Annotated in this window: 17 protein-coding genes and 1 pseudogene; 9 read left to right on the top strand and 9 right to left on the bottom strand. The window is 65.4% G+C overall.

From position 1 onward, the window contains the following. Positions 1–144: 144 nt before the first annotated feature. The 7 genes from FV223_RS02295 to FV223_RS02265 form a co-directional block, all read right to left on the bottom strand. Complete coding sequence (locus FV223_RS02295) at positions 145–1473, bottom strand: SDR family oxidoreductase (protein WP_246689578.1); 1329 nt, start codon at positions 1471–1473, stop codon at positions 145–147. A 152-nt stretch (positions 1474–1625) separates the two neighbouring features. Beyond that, complete coding sequence (locus FV223_RS02290; protein WP_147725276.1) at positions 1626–2768, bottom strand: alpha/beta hydrolase; 1143 nt, start codon at positions 2766–2768, stop codon at positions 1626–1628. Positions 2769–3064: 296 nt separating this feature from the next. After that, positions 3065–4132, bottom strand: a complete 1068-nt coding sequence (cax, locus tag FV223_RS02285; RefSeq protein WP_147725275.1) for a calcium/proton exchanger — start codon at positions 4130–4132, stop codon at positions 3065–3067. Positions 4133–4221: 89 nt separating this feature from the next. After that, positions 4222–5475 (bottom strand): sodium:proton antiporter, encoded by a 1254-nt coding sequence (locus tag FV223_RS02280; protein ID WP_147725274.1) that lies wholly within the window; start codon positions 5473–5475, stop codon positions 4222–4224. A gap of 55 nt (positions 5476–5530) precedes the next feature. Then, on the bottom strand, positions 5531–6598 hold the full coding sequence (locus FV223_RS02275; RefSeq protein ID WP_147725273.1) for an endonuclease/exonuclease/phosphatase family protein: 1068 nt from the start codon (positions 6596–6598) through the stop codon (positions 5531–5533). Beyond that, entirely contained in the window at positions 6595–7131 is a 537-nt protein-coding gene (locus FV223_RS02270) for a YetF domain-containing protein (protein ID WP_147725272.1), read from the bottom strand. Before FV223_RS02270 ends, FV223_RS02275 begins: the two co-directional genes overlap by 4 nt. Positions 7132–7226: 95 nt before the next feature. Beyond that, a complete protein-coding gene (locus FV223_RS02265; RefSeq protein ID WP_246689577.1) occupies positions 7227–7562 on the bottom strand; it encodes a hypothetical protein in 336 nt (111 codons plus the stop codon). Between the two features lie 333 nt (positions 7563–7895). Here FV223_RS02265 and FV223_RS02260 point away from each other — a divergent pair, with 333 nt between their 5' ends. The 6 genes from FV223_RS02260 to FV223_RS02235 all read left to right on the top strand — a co-directional run bounded on the left by FV223_RS02260 (position 7896) and on the right by FV223_RS02235 (position 12139). Beyond that, positions 7896–8345: a PRC-barrel domain-containing protein gene (locus tag FV223_RS02260; RefSeq protein WP_147725271.1), complete on the top strand. Its 450-nt coding sequence runs from the start codon at positions 7896–7898 to the stop codon at positions 8343–8345. Between the two features lie 26 nt (positions 8346–8371). Next, entirely contained in the window at positions 8372–8620 is a 249-nt protein-coding gene (locus FV223_RS02255; protein ID WP_147725270.1) for a hypothetical protein, read from the top strand. 109 nt (positions 8621–8729) lie between these two features. Continuing rightward, a complete protein-coding gene (locus FV223_RS02250; RefSeq protein ID WP_147725269.1) occupies positions 8730–9722 on the top strand; it encodes a mechanosensitive ion channel family protein in 993 nt (330 codons plus the stop codon). Beyond that, the gene (locus FV223_RS02245) at positions 9719–11029 is read left to right on the top strand and encodes a DUF2254 domain-containing protein (RefSeq protein WP_147725268.1); all 1311 of its coding nucleotides are present in this window, start codon (positions 9719–9721) and stop codon (positions 11027–11029) included. The genes FV223_RS02250 and FV223_RS02245 overlap by 4 nt, the downstream gene beginning before the upstream one ends. 125 nt (positions 11030–11154) lie before the next feature. Then, the gene (locus FV223_RS02240) at positions 11155–11901 is read left to right on the top strand and encodes a glutaredoxin (protein WP_147725267.1); all 747 of its coding nucleotides are present in this window, start codon (positions 11155–11157) and stop codon (positions 11899–11901) included. A gap of 25 nt (positions 11902–11926) precedes the next feature. Further along, positions 11927–12139, top strand: coding sequence for a hypothetical protein (locus tag FV223_RS02235; RefSeq protein WP_147725266.1), 213 nt, complete (start codon positions 11927–11929; stop codon positions 12137–12139). Positions 12140–12231: 92 nt separating this feature from the next. Here the strand turns inward: FV223_RS02235 and FV223_RS02230 are convergent, their stop codons facing one another. Continuing rightward, positions 12232–12906 (bottom strand): Crp/Fnr family transcriptional regulator, encoded by a 675-nt coding sequence (locus FV223_RS02230; RefSeq protein WP_147725265.1) that lies wholly within the window; start codon positions 12904–12906, stop codon positions 12232–12234. Between the two features lie 184 nt (positions 12907–13090). On the opposite strand from FV223_RS02230, the gene FV223_RS02225 reads away from it, so the two are divergent. The 3 genes and pseudogenes from FV223_RS02225 (at position 13091) to FV223_RS02215 (ending at position 15041) form a co-directional block, all read left to right on the top strand. Beyond that, positions 13091–13891: a pentapeptide repeat-containing protein gene (locus FV223_RS02225; protein ID WP_147725264.1), complete on the top strand. Its 801-nt coding sequence runs from the start codon at positions 13091–13093 to the stop codon at positions 13889–13891. Between the two features lie 44 nt (positions 13892–13935). Beyond that, a complete protein-coding gene (locus FV223_RS02220; RefSeq protein WP_147725263.1) occupies positions 13936–14325 on the top strand; it encodes a thioredoxin family protein in 390 nt (129 codons plus the stop codon). A 6-nt stretch (positions 14326–14331) separates the two neighbouring features. After that, a pseudogene (locus tag FV223_RS02215) lies at positions 14332–15041 on the top strand (cytochrome c biogenesis protein CcdA). A 262-nt stretch (positions 15042–15303) separates the two neighbouring features. On the opposite strand, the gene FV223_RS02210 reads toward FV223_RS02215, so the two are convergent. Further along, positions 15304–16686 (bottom strand): pilus assembly protein TadG-related protein, encoded by a 1383-nt coding sequence (locus FV223_RS02210; protein WP_147725262.1) that lies wholly within the window; start codon positions 16684–16686, stop codon positions 15304–15306. Positions 16687–16887: the final 201 nt, after the last annotated feature.

Below are 16887 nucleotides of genomic sequence, written 5' to 3'. Positions count from 1 at the left end.
AAAATAAACCATCCACGACCCTCGACCGGTCACCATGGCGATGTGTCGAGGGTCGCGTGGATCGAGGCAGGAATGTCACCGAGCTACGCAGACACTTTACAAAGACCTTCCTGTCGCATTCGTCCGTTCGAATGAGGGTAACTCTCAGTCCTGCTTGCTCATCAGGACGTCGAGCTTGTCGATGCGGGCAGGCTCCGCAAGAAGGGCGTTCGAACGCTTCATAAGGATCGCGGCGCCTTCGCCGGTGAGATGAGCCTCGCGTCCTGCCTCGTCCGGGAATGCCTCGAAGATGCCAAAGGTCGAATGGCTTAGGCGGACCCCGTACCAGGGAGAGGTGGCGGGCTCGCGTACGACGCAGGCCAGGATATCGCGCAAGAGGTCCTCGACCTCCGCCTCGCGTCCAGGTTTGGCCTCAAGGTGGATGTGGAGCGCCTTCGGGGTGGTTCTGCCCGCATCGCCCCGCATTGCCGCCGGACGATGCGGCAGTCCCTTGACGATGGCACCGAGTAGCAGGCCGGCTCCGGCAACGAACGCTCCCGTCAGCAGCGGATTAAGGGCCGCCTTCGTGTAGAGGCTGGTCTCCATGACGCGCCCCTCGTAGTTGCCGCGCTCCTCCAAAGCCTCGGTTGGGACGTCGAGGCCGCTCCTGTCGCGCTCGCGGCGAGAGGGCTTTCCGCTCGGCGTACCGGGAATGACGCTGGCGTTCATGGCCTTGTCCGTCAGGCCGGGGGCGAGATGTGCCATCTCGGCCACCGCCTTGGCACCTCCGCCGACGAACACGTCTCGCACGGGTTTCACGGCAGCCGTCAGGATCGTCTCGGCTACGGCCCCTGCCGCATAGACCGGCGGCACGTGGTGGGGCTCGCTGTCGAGATAGTTCTTGGCGTTGACCGTAAACGGGGTGTCGATCTGCCCGGGCTTGATCAAGGTCACCGAAACGGGCGCGTCTTCGTCTTCCAGCTCCATCCGTAGGGCGTCGGTGAAGCCCTTCACCGCGTGCTTGGAGGCGGAGTAGGCGCCCTGAAGCGGCACCGCGCGCTCGGAGACCTCGCTCCCGACGTTGATGAGCGCACCGCCATGCTGCTTCAGGTGCCGGATCGCTTCCAGCGAGCCGTGAACCAGGCCCCAGACGTTGGTGTCGAACAGCCGGCGCATATCATCGACGGAGACTTCGTCGAGCCGCCCGTACATGCCGATGCCGGCGTTGTTCACCCAGGTGTCGAAGCCACCGAAGGTCGCGCGGGCCTCATCCGCGATGCGGGTCAGATCCTCGGGTCTGGCGACATCGGCGACGACGACGTGTGCCCGTCCGCCCTTGCCTCGGATTTCCTCAGCGAGTTGGTGGAGCGCGCCTTCGCTGCGCGCGGCAAGCACGACCTTGGCTCCGCGTTCCGCAGCCATGCGGGCTGTCGCCAGCCCGATCCCGGAGGACGCGCCCGTGATGACAATGACCTGATCGGACAGGGGCTTCAAATTTGGTTTCATGACGGCTTTTCCCTGGGGAGTGGATGGGAAGTGAGTGAAAGTACGGCGACATCCGCTCGCCGACGAAAAAGGCCCGAACGGCGCTTGCGCATCCTGTCCGGGCCCCTTTCAAGCAGACGTCCATTCCGAGTTCCGGAGGATCAGTCTTCCGACTTCTTCCGCGCCCCGGTGGAACCGGTGCTGCTTGCGCCCGAGAACGCTTCCTTGAGCTCCTTAGCGGCGAGCGTCTGGGCCTTCTCCGCGTCAGGCACCAACGGCGCCATGCCGAAGAACTCGTGCGTCACGCCCTCGTAGGTCTTGTGCGTGACCTCGACGCCGGCCTTCTTGAGCTTCTCGGACAGGAGCTTGCCGTCGGATGCGAGCGGATCGATCTCGGCGTTGATGACGGTGGCCGACGGAAGGCCCTTGAGGTCGGCCTTGCCGATGACGTCGAGGCGCGGGTCCTGCTTGTCCTGCGGGCCGTTGAGCGTCTTGTCGAAGTACCACAGCAGGTCGGCCGAGCTCAACGGCGCGGTCATCTTGTGCTCGCGATACGAGGGCGTCTCGGTGTCAACGCCGGCGACCGGATAGACCAGCAGCATGTGAAGCGGTGCCTGGAGCTTTATGTCGCGCGCGGCGATGGCCACGTTGATCGCGAGGTTGCCGCCGGCGCTCTCGCCCGCCACCGCGACGCGCTTGGTGTCGGCGTTGAACTGGCCGCCGTTCTCGACCACCCACCTGTAGGCGGCGATCGCGTCCTCGCCCTGGGCCGGGAACTTGGCCTCCGGCGCGTGCCGGTACTCGGCCGACACCACGATGGCGCCGGTCTTGTGCGCCAGCGCCATGGCCGACGCCTCGTAGGTCTCGATGTCGGCGATAACGAAGCCGCCGCCGTGCCAGTACACGATCGCCGGGAGCGGACCGGAGGCGGACGTCTCGGGGGTGTAGATCCGGACCGGCTGGGTGCCGCCACCGGTCGGGAAGGTCATGTCCTTCTTGGACACCTTCATCGCGGCCATCAGCGCCACCGGGTCCTTGCCCTCGGCCTTGAGCACGGCCTTGACCGCGTCGGCCGGCGTCGGCTGCTTACGGGCTTCCTCGACGGAGAGCTTGGCGACCGGCTTCACACCGAGCTTCTGCAGCTCCTTGAGCACCAGGCCCATCGGTTTGTCGGCCTCGCGCATCTCCTGCGCCTGGGCAGCCTTCTCGTCCTTGGCGAACACGGGGGAAGCGGCAAGCAGGCCAAGGCCGAGTAGGGCCGCCAACGATACAGATGTGAAGGGGGTTTGCTTCGTCGCGTTCATAGGATCTCCTGGGACCGCATTGGTGCGGCGCCCAGATAGAACCCTGCTGCGCTCCAGTGGTTCGGCTGAAGATCCCAAGCGCCAAATGAGACCCATAACCAGCGTTGAACGCGCTGAGACGCACATGCCGTAGAAGACCGTTCTTTACCGTTCTGGGCCGCCGGCGTTTTCACACAGCCTGGGTGGCAAGCGGACCCCGGCCTTGCGTCCGTAAGCGGACGTTCGGCATCCGACCCAACATGGCCATAGATACCATAGGAGGCAGTGCCCGGAAGCAGCCGTTCAATCGGCAGCAGTTAGGCCGGACTCACGAAGAAGAAGGCCAGTCCGAACAGAACGTAGACCCCAAGCAGCAAGAGGCCTTCGAACCACGTCGTTTCACCGTCCCGGGCGATAGCGTTGACGATGAAGGCGGTGCTCGCGATGCCGAACAGATGCAACGGGTTCGAAAACACCAACGACATCGGGTGGCCGAGCGCCCAGGAGATGATGACCAGGAGCGGCGCCAGTACCAGAGCCACCTGGATGGCCGAACCGATGCAGATGTTCAGCACGAGCCCCATACGGTCCTCGTGGGCGAACCAGGCCGCCGCGAACAGGTCGCCGGCCGTGCCGACTAGGGCCAGCACGATCACGCCGAGGAACATCGGCGAGAGGTGCAGGCTTCCGGCGGCCTGGGTGATCGTCCCAGAAAGCATCTCGGACTCGAAGGCGATGGCGACCGTCGCGGCGATCAGGACCCCGATGGCGAACGGTAGGCTCCAATCCGCCTCGCCGCTGCCCTTGTCGTTCGAGAACACGTCGCGGTGGGTGACCAGCGTGAAGGCGAGGTTGGCGAGATAGAGCAGCAGGAGGACGACGGAGACGCCGAGGCTGACCTCCTCGTCGGTGATGCCCAGCGTCTTTCCTTGGCCAGACATCCGCCCGCTCAGGTCGAACACCGCCGGCAGCAGCAGGGCGATAACGACGAGGATCAGCAGGGTCGACAGTAATCCGGCGCGCTCCGCACTGAACTTCTGCCGCTCTCGCGTCGCTCCGCCGACGATGATGGCGAGGCCGAGCCCGAACAGGCTGGTCCCCATGATCGAGCCTGCGATCTGCGCCTGCACCACCGCGGCCTCGCCGCGCAGGAGAACGAAAAGCGCCAGGACGAGCTCGGCGATGCTGCCGAAGCTGACGGTGAGCAGGCCGCCGATGGCAGGCCCTACCCGGTCGGCGAGCTGGGCGGTAGCGCGTCGGACCCACTCCGCCAGGACGGCGATGGCGAGGGCGCTGGAGGCGAACACCAGGAGCGGCGAGGCCCCGACGAGGTACTCCAGCGCCGCCGAGATCGGGACAAGGACGAGGAGGACGGTAAAGACCATGTGCGGTTACGATGTCCGTTGAAGGTGTGCCGGCCGGCGGTGACGACGTGGCCGCGGCAAACCTTGGCCGACGCCGTAGGCGGCGTATCTCAGCTGGCGCGCAGAGTGCGCCGCGCGACCATGCCCAGGGTCGCGCCCTGGACGATGATGGTGAACAGCACCACCGCGTAGGTCGCCGCCAGGATCGCGGGCTTGGCATCACTTTCCGGTATCGAGAGCGCCAGCGCCACCGAGATGCCGCCGCGCACACCCGCCCAGGTCAGGAACGGCACGTTGCGGGGCGAGAGGTTGCCGCCCCAGCGGAACATGAGGAGCGGCGTCGAGACAGCGACCAGCCGGGCAACGAGGACGATGGGCACCGCGCAGGCAGCGAGCGCCAGCCCACCGAGCTCGAAGCGCAGGACCAGTACCTCCAACCCGATCAGCAGGAACAGGACCGAATTCAGGACCTCGTCGATCAGCGTCCACAGCGCCGAGACATAGCCTTGCGTCTCCTCGCTCATCGCGTCACGCGGGGCTCGGTCGCCGACGAGGAGCCCGGCGGCGACTACTGCGAGGGGTCCGCTGAAGTGGAGCTTCTGGGCGAGGGCGTAGGTACCTGCGACGAGCGCGAGGGTGATCAGCACCTCGACCGGGAAGTCGTCGATAGCTCGCATGGCTCGGTAGGCGACGTAGCCGGTCGCGACCCCGAGGACGAGGCCGCCGCCGGCCTCTTGCAGAAGCAGCTTGGCCACGCCGCCGGCACTCGTGGCCTCACCGCCCGAGCCCGCGGCGAAGGCCACCAGTACCGTGAACAGCACGATGCCGACGCCGTCGTTGAACAGGGCCTCGCCCTGCATCTCGACCTCCAATGCCTCGGGCACCTTCACGTTCTTTAGGGTCGCCAGCACCGCCACCGGATCAGTTGGGCTGATCAGCGATCCGAAGACGAAGGCCCAGGCGAGCGGGACCGGCCTGCCGATGGCGTCGGCCGCCAGCCAGAACGCGCCACCGACGATGGCGGTCGAGATTAAGGTCCCGAGGAGTGCCAGCGTGGCAACGGCCCAGGCCCGGTCCCGGAGCATGCGCAGGTCGAGGCTCATGGCGCCGGCGAACAGCAGGAACGCCAGCATGCCGTTCATCACCACGTCGGTAAAATCGACCTGGCCAAGCACCTTGGTGAGGTCCTCGTAGAGGTGCTGTGTCGGGAAGGCGAGGTCGAGGCCGACGAGGCTGAGCGAGGCGAGCAGCCCCATCACGAGCAGGCCGATGGTGTGCGGCATCCGCAGGAAGCGGCGGTTCGTCCAGCCGAATAGGGCCGACAGCGTCAACAACAGGGCGGCTAGGTCAAAGATCGAAATCATCGGTATCTCCGACCCGCATCGAGGCGGGCTGCGGGCCCGTTCTTGGTACGTGGGCTCATCGCGGCTGCAGCCGTTCGGTCGTCCCCGCCGCGGCAAGAACCGCGTTGGCCGTGGCGACATCCTCGGCGCTCTGCTGCGGAGGTGCTTTCACAGCCTGGCCGTCCTGGCGGCACAGGCGGACGAGGTAGGGGAAGTGATCCGAGCCGAAGGCGTCGAGACGTTCAATGGAGACTGTGGCGAAGCCGCCCTCGTGGAGGATATGGTCGAGGGGCCAGCGCAGCCAGGACGAGTAGGCGTTCCAGGTCGCGACGTAGCCATAACCACGGCGCGGGTCGATGAGCCCGGACAACCTGGCCATGCGCTCCACCGCGATCTCCCAGGGCGTCGCGTTGAGGTCGCCGGCGAGGACGCCCGGCTCGACCCGTTCGCGCAGCACGGACGCCGCGGCATAGAGCTGGGCGTCCCGCCCACGGGCGGATTGCCAGGGCTGAGGCGGTTTCGGATGAAGGCCGATGAAGTCGATGACCTCGCCGCTACGCAGGGTGACGCCGGTCACGACCGCCGGGGTGTCCTGCCCTCCGAGATGCCGGATGCCGCCGTTCACCAGGGGCATCCGGGAGAAGAAGTGGATGCCGTAGTACGACCCCGTGACCCGCTGCAGGGCATGGGGCATCGACGCGAGCACGGGCTTCAGGGCCTCGTCCCACCACGCGTCGGTCTCCATGACGAGGAGCAGGTCGGGCTCCTCCCGCGCCACGGCCTCGACCAAGGGCGCGGCGTTTCGATTCCCAAATTGCACGTTCGCGATCAACACGGAGAGCCGGCGCTCGACCGGGCATGCGTCGACCCGCATGCCGCCCGTGGGCCGATAAGGCCACAGGATCCAGGCGTTGACCGCCAATGCGAGGGTTGCCAGCGCGAGACCCGGAAGGGTCGACCTCGGAGATCCATTGAGGAAGGGAAACAAGGCCAGACCGACGACCAACGAGCCGACGGCGAAGGGCAGGCGCGGGAAGTCGAGCAGCCGCACCGCCCACCACTCGGTGGGGATCAGCGGGACGAGGCTCGCGGCGGCCAGAACGGCGGAAAGCAGGATGAGCCCGTAGCGCGTGAGAGCCTTCACGCTTTGCTCTGTGCAGGCTGCTCCGCCTCCGGGCGCGGAACGCTGTTCAAGCCGTCGTCCCGGTCGGACAGCGCCTTGAGCACGCTGATCGAGCCGTCGGTCTCCAGCACGACCGCAGCGGCCTGCGAGAGGTCGTCGAGCCCTTCCGTGCGCAGGGCCGAGAGCACGTCGTCTTCGGTCATGCGCTGGCGGCGCATCGCGCCCTCGATGAGACGCCCGTTACGGGCGAGCAACGTCGGCTCGGCCTTGACCAACGACCTGACACGCGCCGAGCGGACGCTCGACCAGGTGATCAGGTACTGCAGCCCGATGAGGGTTGCGAGGGCGAGTACGCCCTCAAGGAGCGCCACCGACTTCGTCAGCACGATGGACGATAGTGTCGAGCCGAGCGCAACCGTCACGACGAGGTCGAAGGCGTTCAGCTTGGTCAGGGTACGCTTGCCCGAGATCCTTAGGAACAGGATCAGGGCGATGTAGGCTAGGGGCCCGACGACGACGACCCTAAGCAGGCCGGACCAGGTGTCGAAGAACATGGAAGGTGACCTCCGGGAGTGTTCCCCGGAGGGATGGGCCCCTGCATACGAGCTTTCGATCGGGAAAGCCCGCGGACGTTCCGATCAATCGGCAGTCAGCGCATGTCCTTGGGCAGATGCTTGATCGGGTCGGTCCGGCCGCCCTGGGTCTTGCTCTGGACCGACCCCTCGGACTGCATGACGTCGGTCGAGGACTCGATCGCGCTCGGTGGTGCGACCTGCTCGTTGCCCTCGTGGCGCGCGTTTCCGGCGCCCTTCGTCGTCGAGGTCCCCGGGGGCAGCGTCCCGGGCGTCGGCTGATCGATGGAACTGGCGGCCGACTGCGCGGCCGCAGGGCCTACCACGACTGAGCCGAGGGCGACGGCGAAGGCCGCTCCGGCTACCAAGGTCGTCACGCCCCGGACATGCCGGCTGCGGTTCATGATCTGCATGTGGAAGGAACCGGTCCTGGTCGGATGCCTGCGCATCGGAGGTGCCGACTGCAAGTCCCCACCCGAGGGCTTGGTTCCGGAAGCTGATCCGAACGACTGAATTCGATGACGATGCGTACGTTTAGATTGTCGGACGGCAGCTCGGCCCCTTCCGATACCCGGATGGGTGAAGTTTGTTCGCCTGGACCCGTGCAGGGCTGAGATTGATTTATGTGAACATTTTAGTAGCGCGCACGTTTCAGACCGCCTTTCGAAGAAATCGAGTGGGATGCGACAGCAGTTGTTAGTCCCGTGAACTCGACTTTGCGACCGGCACGATACTGAGGAAACACCATGTCGAAGCACTTCGTCCTGGGCGTGCTCGCCCTGACTTGCGTCTCGTTCCCGGCCCTGGCCCAGACCGCCACGGCCCCGGCCGTCGGGATGGGCGCGTCCTCCGACATGGGGATGAAGATGGCCGACACCGCCACGGTGAAGCTGAAGTTCATCACCGCGAAGCCGGCCGACGTGATGTCGTCCAAGCTCGTTGGCACGACCGTCTACAACAACAAGAACGAGAACATCGGCGAGGTCGAGGACCTGATGATCGAGAACGGCAAGACCCTGACCGGCGTCGTCGTCAGCGTCGGTGGTTTCCTCGGCATGGGCGAGAGCTACGTCGTGCTCGACCCGTCGACGCTGGCCATCAGCGACAAGGACGGCAAGTGGATGGTGCATGCCGACACCGACAAGGAAACCCTGAAGAACGCGCCGAGATTCACCTACTCGAAGAAGAAGAGCTGACCGTGAGCAACGAAGGAGAGACGACCATGAAGCACACCATCCTCGCCTCGGCGTTCCTGGCCGGTCTCGGGCTCGGCGCCTCTACCCTGCCATCGGCCGCCCTTCCCGTGACAACCACCGGCGTCGCCGCCTCGGCGAACGCCGACCTTGTGCAGGTGCGTATGTCCCGTAGGCAGATGCGGCGCCACCGCAGCAGCGGCGGCAATGCTAACATGCCCTCGCGCCGTCCTGGCGCAAAGCAGTATGGCCAGACCACGGGCGGCCCGCGTCGCTGACCCGGTAGAAACATGAACCGCGGGGGCCTTTCGCCATCGCGGACCACCCACGAGCGCCGCCGGTTGGCACGTCCGCCACCGGCGGCTTTCGCATGGATCCAGACATCGCATGATCTTTTCCGAAGCGCTCGGACGTCTGGAAGGGCTTGGCCGTTCGGCCGCCGCCCTCGTCCCGGGGCTCGTCATCGCCCTTGTCCTGTTCGGCATCGGATTGCTGGTCGCCCGCGGCGTCCGGGCCGCCGTTCGCAGGGCGGCGGAACTGCGAGAGGCCTCGCCCGGCTCGGCGTCCGTCCTCGGCCGCATCGCCGGCGGTATGACCATCCTGGTCTCGTTCCTGGTCGCGGCCTCGGTGGCCTTTCCATCCGTCTCCGCCGCAGACCTGTTCAATCTCCTCGGCATCGGCGGCGTCGCCATCGGGTTTGCCTTCCGCGACGTGCTGCAGAACCTGCTCGCAGGCATCCTCATCCTGCTGACCCGCCCCTTCGTCATCGGCGACCAGATCCGGGCCGGCTCGCACGAGGGCACGGTCGAGGACGTCTGGGTGCGGGCGACCGTTTTGCGCACCTACGACAACCAGCGCGTGCTGATCCCGAACGCGACGCTGTTCGTCGACAAGATCACGGTGATCACCGCGCACGACAAGCGCCGGCTCGCCTTTCCGCTCACGATCGGAAACGGCGACGGCATCGAGGACGCCCGTCGCGTCATCGTCGAGGCCCTGCGTGGGACCGAAGGCGTGCTCGCCGACCCGGCGCCGGAGGCGCTGGTGACCGGCCTCGGGTCTGCCGGCGTCGACATGACGGCGCGCTTCTGGATCGATCCGCCCCGGCGGCGCGATGCGGTGGACGCGCTCGACTACGCCATCTCGAACGTCAAGGACGCGCTCACCGCCGCCGGCATCGACCTGCCGTACCCAACGAGCCAAATCCTTCTGCACGACCAGACGGAGGCGACGGATGGCGACCGCACCTGCCAGCGCGAGGGCTGGCCTGCCGGGAAAACCCCGCCCCGCGCCCGCTGGCAGGTACTCCGCGAGGATCGTGACCACGAAAGCGGAGGCTCCGAACGCAAGGGTTCCGAACGCAAGGGAGATCCGGCATGAAGGTGCGCCTCCAGGCCTGGATCGAGTGGATGGGTGACCAGTTCTGGTTGCGCCCGGCCCTGGTCGTCCTAGGCTGCCTCGCGCTGGCGCAACTGGCGGTCTGGTTGGAGACGGCCCACGTCGCCGGCTACGACGCCTCCTCGCCCGAGCAGAACTGGGGCTATTCCGGCGGCGCCGAGGGTGCGCGGGCGCTCCTCAGCGCGGTGGCGTCCTCGACCATCGGTGTCGCGGGCACGACCTTCTCGATCACCATCGCGGCCCTGACGCTCGCCTCGGGCCAGATGGGGCCGCGTCTGCTGCGCAACTTCACCCGCGACGCCCGCAACCAGATCGTCCTGGGCATCTTCCTCGGTACCTTCGCCTACGCGCTGATGGTTCTGCGCACGGTCCGCACGGTGCAGGAGACCCCGTTCGTCCCGCATCTGGCGATCAGCGGCGCCATCGCGTTGGCCCTCGTCTCCATCGGGACCCTGGTCTGGTTCGTCCACCACATCGCCACCAGCATCAACGTCGAGTCGGTCGTCGACGTGGTCCACCGCGATTTGTGCGAGGCCGTCAAGACGCGCACCCGCGACGCGGCCGACACCACGCGCCCGTCCGATCTTCCGACGGGAGCCGGGGTCGCCGCGACGGACGCTGGATACCTCCAGGCCATCGACACCGAGGACTTGGCCGACTGGGCCCATGAGCACGGCGTCACCGTCGCCCTGCGGGTCCGACCCGGCGACTACGTCCCGAGCGCGTTCCCGGTCGCGTTCCTCTCGGCCGGCGTCGAGGATGCCGAGGGGGCGATCTCGCGCGCTCTGACCTTCGGGCGCCGTCTCGCCGCCCTCCAGGACCTGGAATACTCGATCCGGCAGCTCGTTGAGATCGCAGTCCGCGCCCTCTCGCCGGGCATCAACGACCCGTTTACCGCCGGCAGCGTCGTCGACCACCTCGGCGACGCCCTGTGCCGCGTTGCGTCGCGTCACCTGCCAAACGGGACCGTGGTGCGCGAGGGCCGCGTAGTGCTGGTCCATCCGGTGACCGACTACGACGGCCTGTGCGACGCCATGTTCCACATGATCCGCCAGAACGCCGCTGGCTCAGTGCATGTCCTGGCCCGGATGCTTGACGTGCTCACCCGCGTCGCTGAGGTCGAGAAGCTGACGGACAGGACAGCCGAGCTCGCCCGCCATGCGGATCTGGTGATCGCCGCGGCCCGCCGCGACGTCGCCGACCCGGACGATCTCGGCGACCTGGAGGAACGGTACGTCCGGTTCATCCGGGTGCGATCCGGCGCGGGCTCGACGCCAACCACCGCATGAGGCCACTCGATATCGGGCGTGCTGCAACCAGATGCGTACGAGTCCCGAGGCGCAGGCTGGGCACGGATCGGCCTCCAAGGGGTTGTCCCTTCGAAGCCCGCATACTGCCGACGAGGAGCCGACACATGCTCGACACCACCCGCAGGGCTACCGTCCACCGGATGGTGATGGAAAAGCACGTCTGTCCCTACGGGCTGAAGGCCAAGGATCTGCTCGAACGCGAGGGCTTCCAGGTCGACGACCATTGGCTGACGACGCGTGAGGAGACCGACCGGTTCAAGGCCGAGCATGGTGTCAAGACCACGCCTCAGACATTCGTCGGTGGCGAGCGCATCGGCGGGTACGACGACCTGCGCCGCCACCTCGGCAAGCCGGTCGCCGATCCGAACGCAACGAGCTACGCGCCCGTGGTGGCGGTATTCGCGATGACCGCGCTGATGGCGCTGGCGGCGAGCTACGCGGCCTTCGGCACGCCGCTGACGGTCCGGGCGGGTGAGTGGTTTATCGCGTTCAGCATGTGCGTCCTCGCGATCCTCAAGCTGCAGGGCGTCGAGAGCTTCTCGTCGATGTTCCTCGGCTACGACCTGCTCGCCCGTCGCTGGGTGCGCTACGCCTACGCCTACCCGTTCTGCGAGGCGCTGGCTGGCATCCTGATGATCGCAGGCGCGCTTTCCTGGCTGTCAATCCCAGTCGCCCTGTTCATCGGCACGATCGGCGCGGTCTCGGTGTTCAAGGCGGTCTACGTCGACCGGCGCGAGATCAAGTGCGCCTGTGTCGGTGGCTCGGCCAGCGTGCCGCTAGGCTTCGTCTCATTGACCGAGAACCTGATGATGGTCGGCATGGCCCTCTGGATGTTGTTCTCCGGCCACTAAGTGGTTTCCCTACGATCCCATCCCAATGCATGCCCTCGCCGTCACCTACCTCATACTTGGCGCGGACTACTTCCTCCTCGTCTCCGTTAACGTGATCCGACGCACGCAGCAGAATTTATCGCTCGCCGATTGCCATTTACTTCGGAAGCTCTGGAAAAGCGTCCGCTTTTTATATCTCTTGGCCAAAAGCAGACAGGCATCATTCAACCCGACCCAGATGTGGATCGTCCTTCATTGAGTGGGCGCGAAGCGGACCTTCCAAGGGTCTGAGAAGAGTGGCAACCGGACCTTAGTCCTTCGCCCTAAAGCGGACGCTGCATGCGCCGCGCTTCATCGCCTACCAGCAGTGGCCAAGCTGGTCCTTTCAACAATCTCGACCGCGCCGCGACGGAGTTCGATCAAGCCTGCTTCGGCCCATTGTGCCAGAATGCGGCTCACTACCTCGCGCACGCTGCCGATGTCGTCGGCCAGCTTCTGATGGGTCACGGCAACGACGCCCCGCGGATCGGCTTCGGCCAGGAGCCGTTGGGCGAGGCGCTGCTTCAGTGGGGCAAACGCCACCTCGTCGATCAGCGTGAACAGGCCGGACATCAGTCGCGTGTAGTCGTCCATGACGAAGCTACGAAATGCGGAACTGTCCTCCATCAGGTGCTGGAACGTGCTCACCGGCAGGGCTGCAAGTTCGGTTCGTTCCTCAGCAATGCTTTGGGCCGGGAAGGTGCCGCCGGAGAGGAGGCATTGTGTGGTGAGGGCACAGGTGCCACCGGGGCCGACCTTGTAGATCAGCACCTCGCGCCCGCTCTCCGACATGCGAAAGATGCGCGTGCGCCCCTCCAGGCACATCAGGTAGTTCGCGCATTCGCCATCCAACTCGTAGGCAGTAGCGCCAGCCTCAAGCATCGGGAACTGCACAGTTCCCCGAGCGAGTTGAAGGTGCGCCGGACTGAGCGCCTGAATGAGCGGAAACTGGTCGACCCAACGCTCGACCTTCTGTGCGTCCGTCATGACTAGCGTCGCCCTCTAGCCGTGACGATGGCTGATCGTCCGGCTTGCTTTGCGTTTTTCTCCCGCCGCGCCGGACTTGTGTGACCTGGGTCACCGACCGGATGCAGCGGCCCGACATAGCATCGCGACACAACGAACACGATACGGGCGCCGGCCATGCACGGCACCCGATGGGAGTAAACTGATGCGGCGCCTCGCCCTAAGCTTCATGTTGGCCGTCCTCGTCGCCGGCCCGGCTGCCGCTGAACAGGATTTGCTGCTCGGGGCCGACATGACCTCGCCCGCGATGACGAAGGCCGAGATGACGCGGGCCGACGTCGAAGCGCTGATCGCCAAGGCCGACGGCAAAGCCATCGACCTCTCCGATAAGGCGCTCGCAGGTCTCGACCTGTCGGGCCTGAACCTCAGGGGCGCTAACCTGCGCACCGCCCGTCTGAACAAGGCCAACCTGCGCGGCTCCGACCTGTCCGGGGCGAACCTGGAGCAGGCTTGGTTCATCAAGGCCGACCTCAGCGGTGCCAAGCTGGTCGGCGCCAAGATGTTCGGCATCACCGCCCGCGACGCGAACCTCAGCGGAGCCGACCTCAGCCGGTCGATGCCCATCGGCGACTTTAAGGGCGCCAACATGTGCGGGGCGACGCTGGTCGATCTCAAGGGCGGCGCCGACATCAAGAACCAGTCGATGGGCCTAATGCGGGCCGTGTTCGTCTCGGTAAACCTCAGGGGCGCCAACCTGAAGGGGGCGAACCTTGGGCGCTCGCGCCTGGAATATGCGGATCTCACCGACGCCGACCTCACCGACGTGGTCCTGATGGGGTCGGACTTGTCGGGAGCGAACCTGACCGGTGCGACCGTGTCAGGTGCCAACTTCAAGAACGTCGACGTCAGCGGTGCCCGCCTCGTGTCCCTCAAGGGCCAGGACAGCACCAAGGACTGGTCGGCCCGCGTGAACGTCGACCGGGCCATCACGCAGGTCGCGAACTGAGCCCCGCCGCCAACGCCCATTCAGCCACCACGGGAACAGATTCCATGACCACGCCCCACATCCTGCTCGCCGCCTTCGCAGTTGTCCCCATGCTGTTCGGCACGGGCGCCATCGCTTCCGAGACCGCCTACACGCCTGCCGCCTTCGAGGCCGCCCAGAAGGCCGGCAAGCCGATCCTGGTGCACATCACCGCCCCATGGTGCACGACCTGCGCCGCCCAGAAGCCGATCCTGTCGAAGCTCGAAGCCGACCCGAAGTTCAGGGACCTGCAGGTGTTCGACGTCGACTTCGACAGCCGCAAGGACGTGGTGAAGCGGTTCGGCGCGACGATGCAGAGCACGCTGATCACCTACAAGGGCGAGAAGGAGACCGGGCGCTCGGCCGGCGAGACCAAGCCGGAGGCGATCTCCTCGCTCCTCGACAAGGCGATCTGAGCCGCCATGGTCACCAGCCTGGGCCTCGCCTTCCTCGCCGGCATCCTCTCGGTGCTGTCGCCCTGCGTGCTGCCGCTGGTGCTCGGCGCGGCAGCCTCGGAGCATAGGCTCGGCTCGGCCGCGCTTGCCGCCGGCCTTGCGCTGTCCTTCGTGGTGATCGGGCTGTTCGTGGCGACCGTCGGCTTCGCCATCGGCCTTGACGCCGGCATGTTCCGGACCGGCGCGGCCATCATGCTGATCCTGATCGGATTGGTCTTGATGGTCCCGGCCGCCCAGACGCGGCTGGCCGTCGCCGCTGGTCCATGAGCAACTGGACCGAGAGCCGGTTCGGCGGCTTCTCCACCACCGGCCTGCTTGGCCAGTTCGGCGTTGGGATACCTCTCGGCGCAGTTTGGAGCCCCTGCGTCGGACCGACCCTCGGTGCAGCCTCGCTGCTCGCCTCCCAGGGTCGCGACCTCGGTGTGGTCGCGCTGACCATGCTCCTGTTCGGCCTCGGCGCGGCCCTGCCGCTGCTGCTGCTCGGCACCCTGTCGCGCGAGGTGCTGATGCGCTGGCGCGACCGGATGATGGGATTGGGCAAGGGGCTGAAGGCAGCGCTCGGGCTGATCCTTGTCGCTACCGGCCTGATGATCGCTTCCGGCTACGATAAGGCCGCCGAGACCGTCCTGGTCAAGGTCTCGCCGGCCTGGCTGATGAACCTGACCACTCGCATGTGAAGCGGCCCTTCCCAGGGCCTGCTATGGGTCGATACCAACCTGAACGACGTGTCGGCAATCCGACCGTTTTCCGCACATAGGCAGTCGGTGGTTCTCGACCGAACCCCGTCGCTTGGTTCGCCACAGGCGCTTCCAACAAGCGGCCATTCATCGACTGTTCAGCGACTTCGACTCGGGGAATAGGCCGAAGCGCGGGCGACGTCCGAAGGTGGACATCAAATTTCGCTTATTAACCAAACATTATATTTCGTTTCTGGAATTATCACTGGGTGAGTAGGAGCTTGCCCGAAATCGGACCAACGCCTTTAGGCACCGGCACGCTGGTAGCGTCGTAGTTTGCGTTGAGGTACAGGTTCGGTCCCTCATAGAGGTTGACTTGTGCGGCGACGATTACGGTGTAGGCGGACTGATCAGCCACAGGCTTGTCCGCGTCGATCACCAGCCGGCCAACCGGTAGGTAGATCGTCCCCAGCATGGTCCGCGCGTCGTCACTGATGATGCGGTAGGTACGCAGAGGGCGCGTCACACCTAGGGGCTGAGGTGTCGGCGACGGGGCCGGGGAAAGAGGAGAGAGCAAAGCGCCTACGAAGCTGATGATTGCGGTCGTCGGGTCGACAGGACTGCTGACAGTTCGATCTTCGGCCATCAACAGGCCGGCCATGATACCCGTGGTTGGAGCCGCTAAGCTGATTGTAGACTTTTTGTCGAACAGCAAACCAGCCTGATCTCCGGCAAAAAACAGGCCGACATCCGTACCTGTCAGCGAGCCCTTCTGATCCACCACGAGCGGCCCATCCTTCATAACGTAGATGCCAGATCGAAGAGTGACGTTCGCCTTCTTCGTGATGTGCAAGCCGCCGCAGTAAGTGCCGGGATCAAGGGTGATGCTCTGGTCGACAAGGTTCTGACTGGTATCACCCTTGCTGTTGGCCGAAGCCGGGATCGGCATGCAACTGCCCGGTACGGGTAGAGAGCGATCCTTGAGCGGATCACCCAGCGTCGGACAGCCCGTTTGCGGTGGGGGTGCGAAGTTAGCTCGCGCTCCACTGTAGCCGCCCGTCGAGCAGATGGTCTGAGCTTTGGCCATGGCGCTGTCGCCGCCAACCATGCCTTTGACGTTGGATGAATTTGAATAAAGCGAGCACCCATCTGCGGTGACCTCGGCCCTCTTCTGCAGGTTGAAGGCGCCGGGTGCGCTCTGGTCGAGGGTGAGCATGCACAGGCGCATTTTGCCAACGACGTTGGCTCGCGCTTGTACCGCCACCACCGTCGTACGAATACCTACGAAGGCGCCGAAAGCCAGCCTCACCGTTTCCTCAGCCCGAGCGAACACACTTGTCTTATCGCTAGCTACAGTGACGGTGAGCGTGAATGGGCGATCCGGTAACAAATGGGCGCTGTCTCGAACCGTCTGTTCGGTCACGCCTTTGACTGACTCAACGGTCGACGATGCGAGCTTGAGGGTATTACCGCCAGCAAGGGTTCCCGCATCGACAGCACTCTGAAGTTGGGTGCGGCGGTACGAGAGGCGGGCATAGTCGACGCCGCCGCCGACGAGGCCAAGCAGTAAAGTTGCACTTAGACCGAAAATGATTGCGACACCGCCCCGGCAATCAACCCAGAAGCCATCTCGGCGACTTAGCATACTAGGTACTTCGAAGCACGGCTCACCGATCGCCTTTGCCAGAGGGACAACCTTCACCTTTGGTGGATGAAAGAGGGATCGCATGGCACTTTGAATGACTGAAAAAAATCAAAATAGTCTTAAAGACGCGCAGAGACTGATGAATGCGTCAAGCGATTGCCGGATAAGAAGCGTGTTGTGACGAGGCGCCTTAACCCTATT

This window comes from Methylobacterium sp. WL116, from assembly GCF_008039455.1.
Lineage (GTDB): Bacteria > Pseudomonadota > Alphaproteobacteria > Rhizobiales > Beijerinckiaceae > Methylobacterium.
This window is presented reverse-complemented; position numbering and strand designations above follow the sequence as displayed.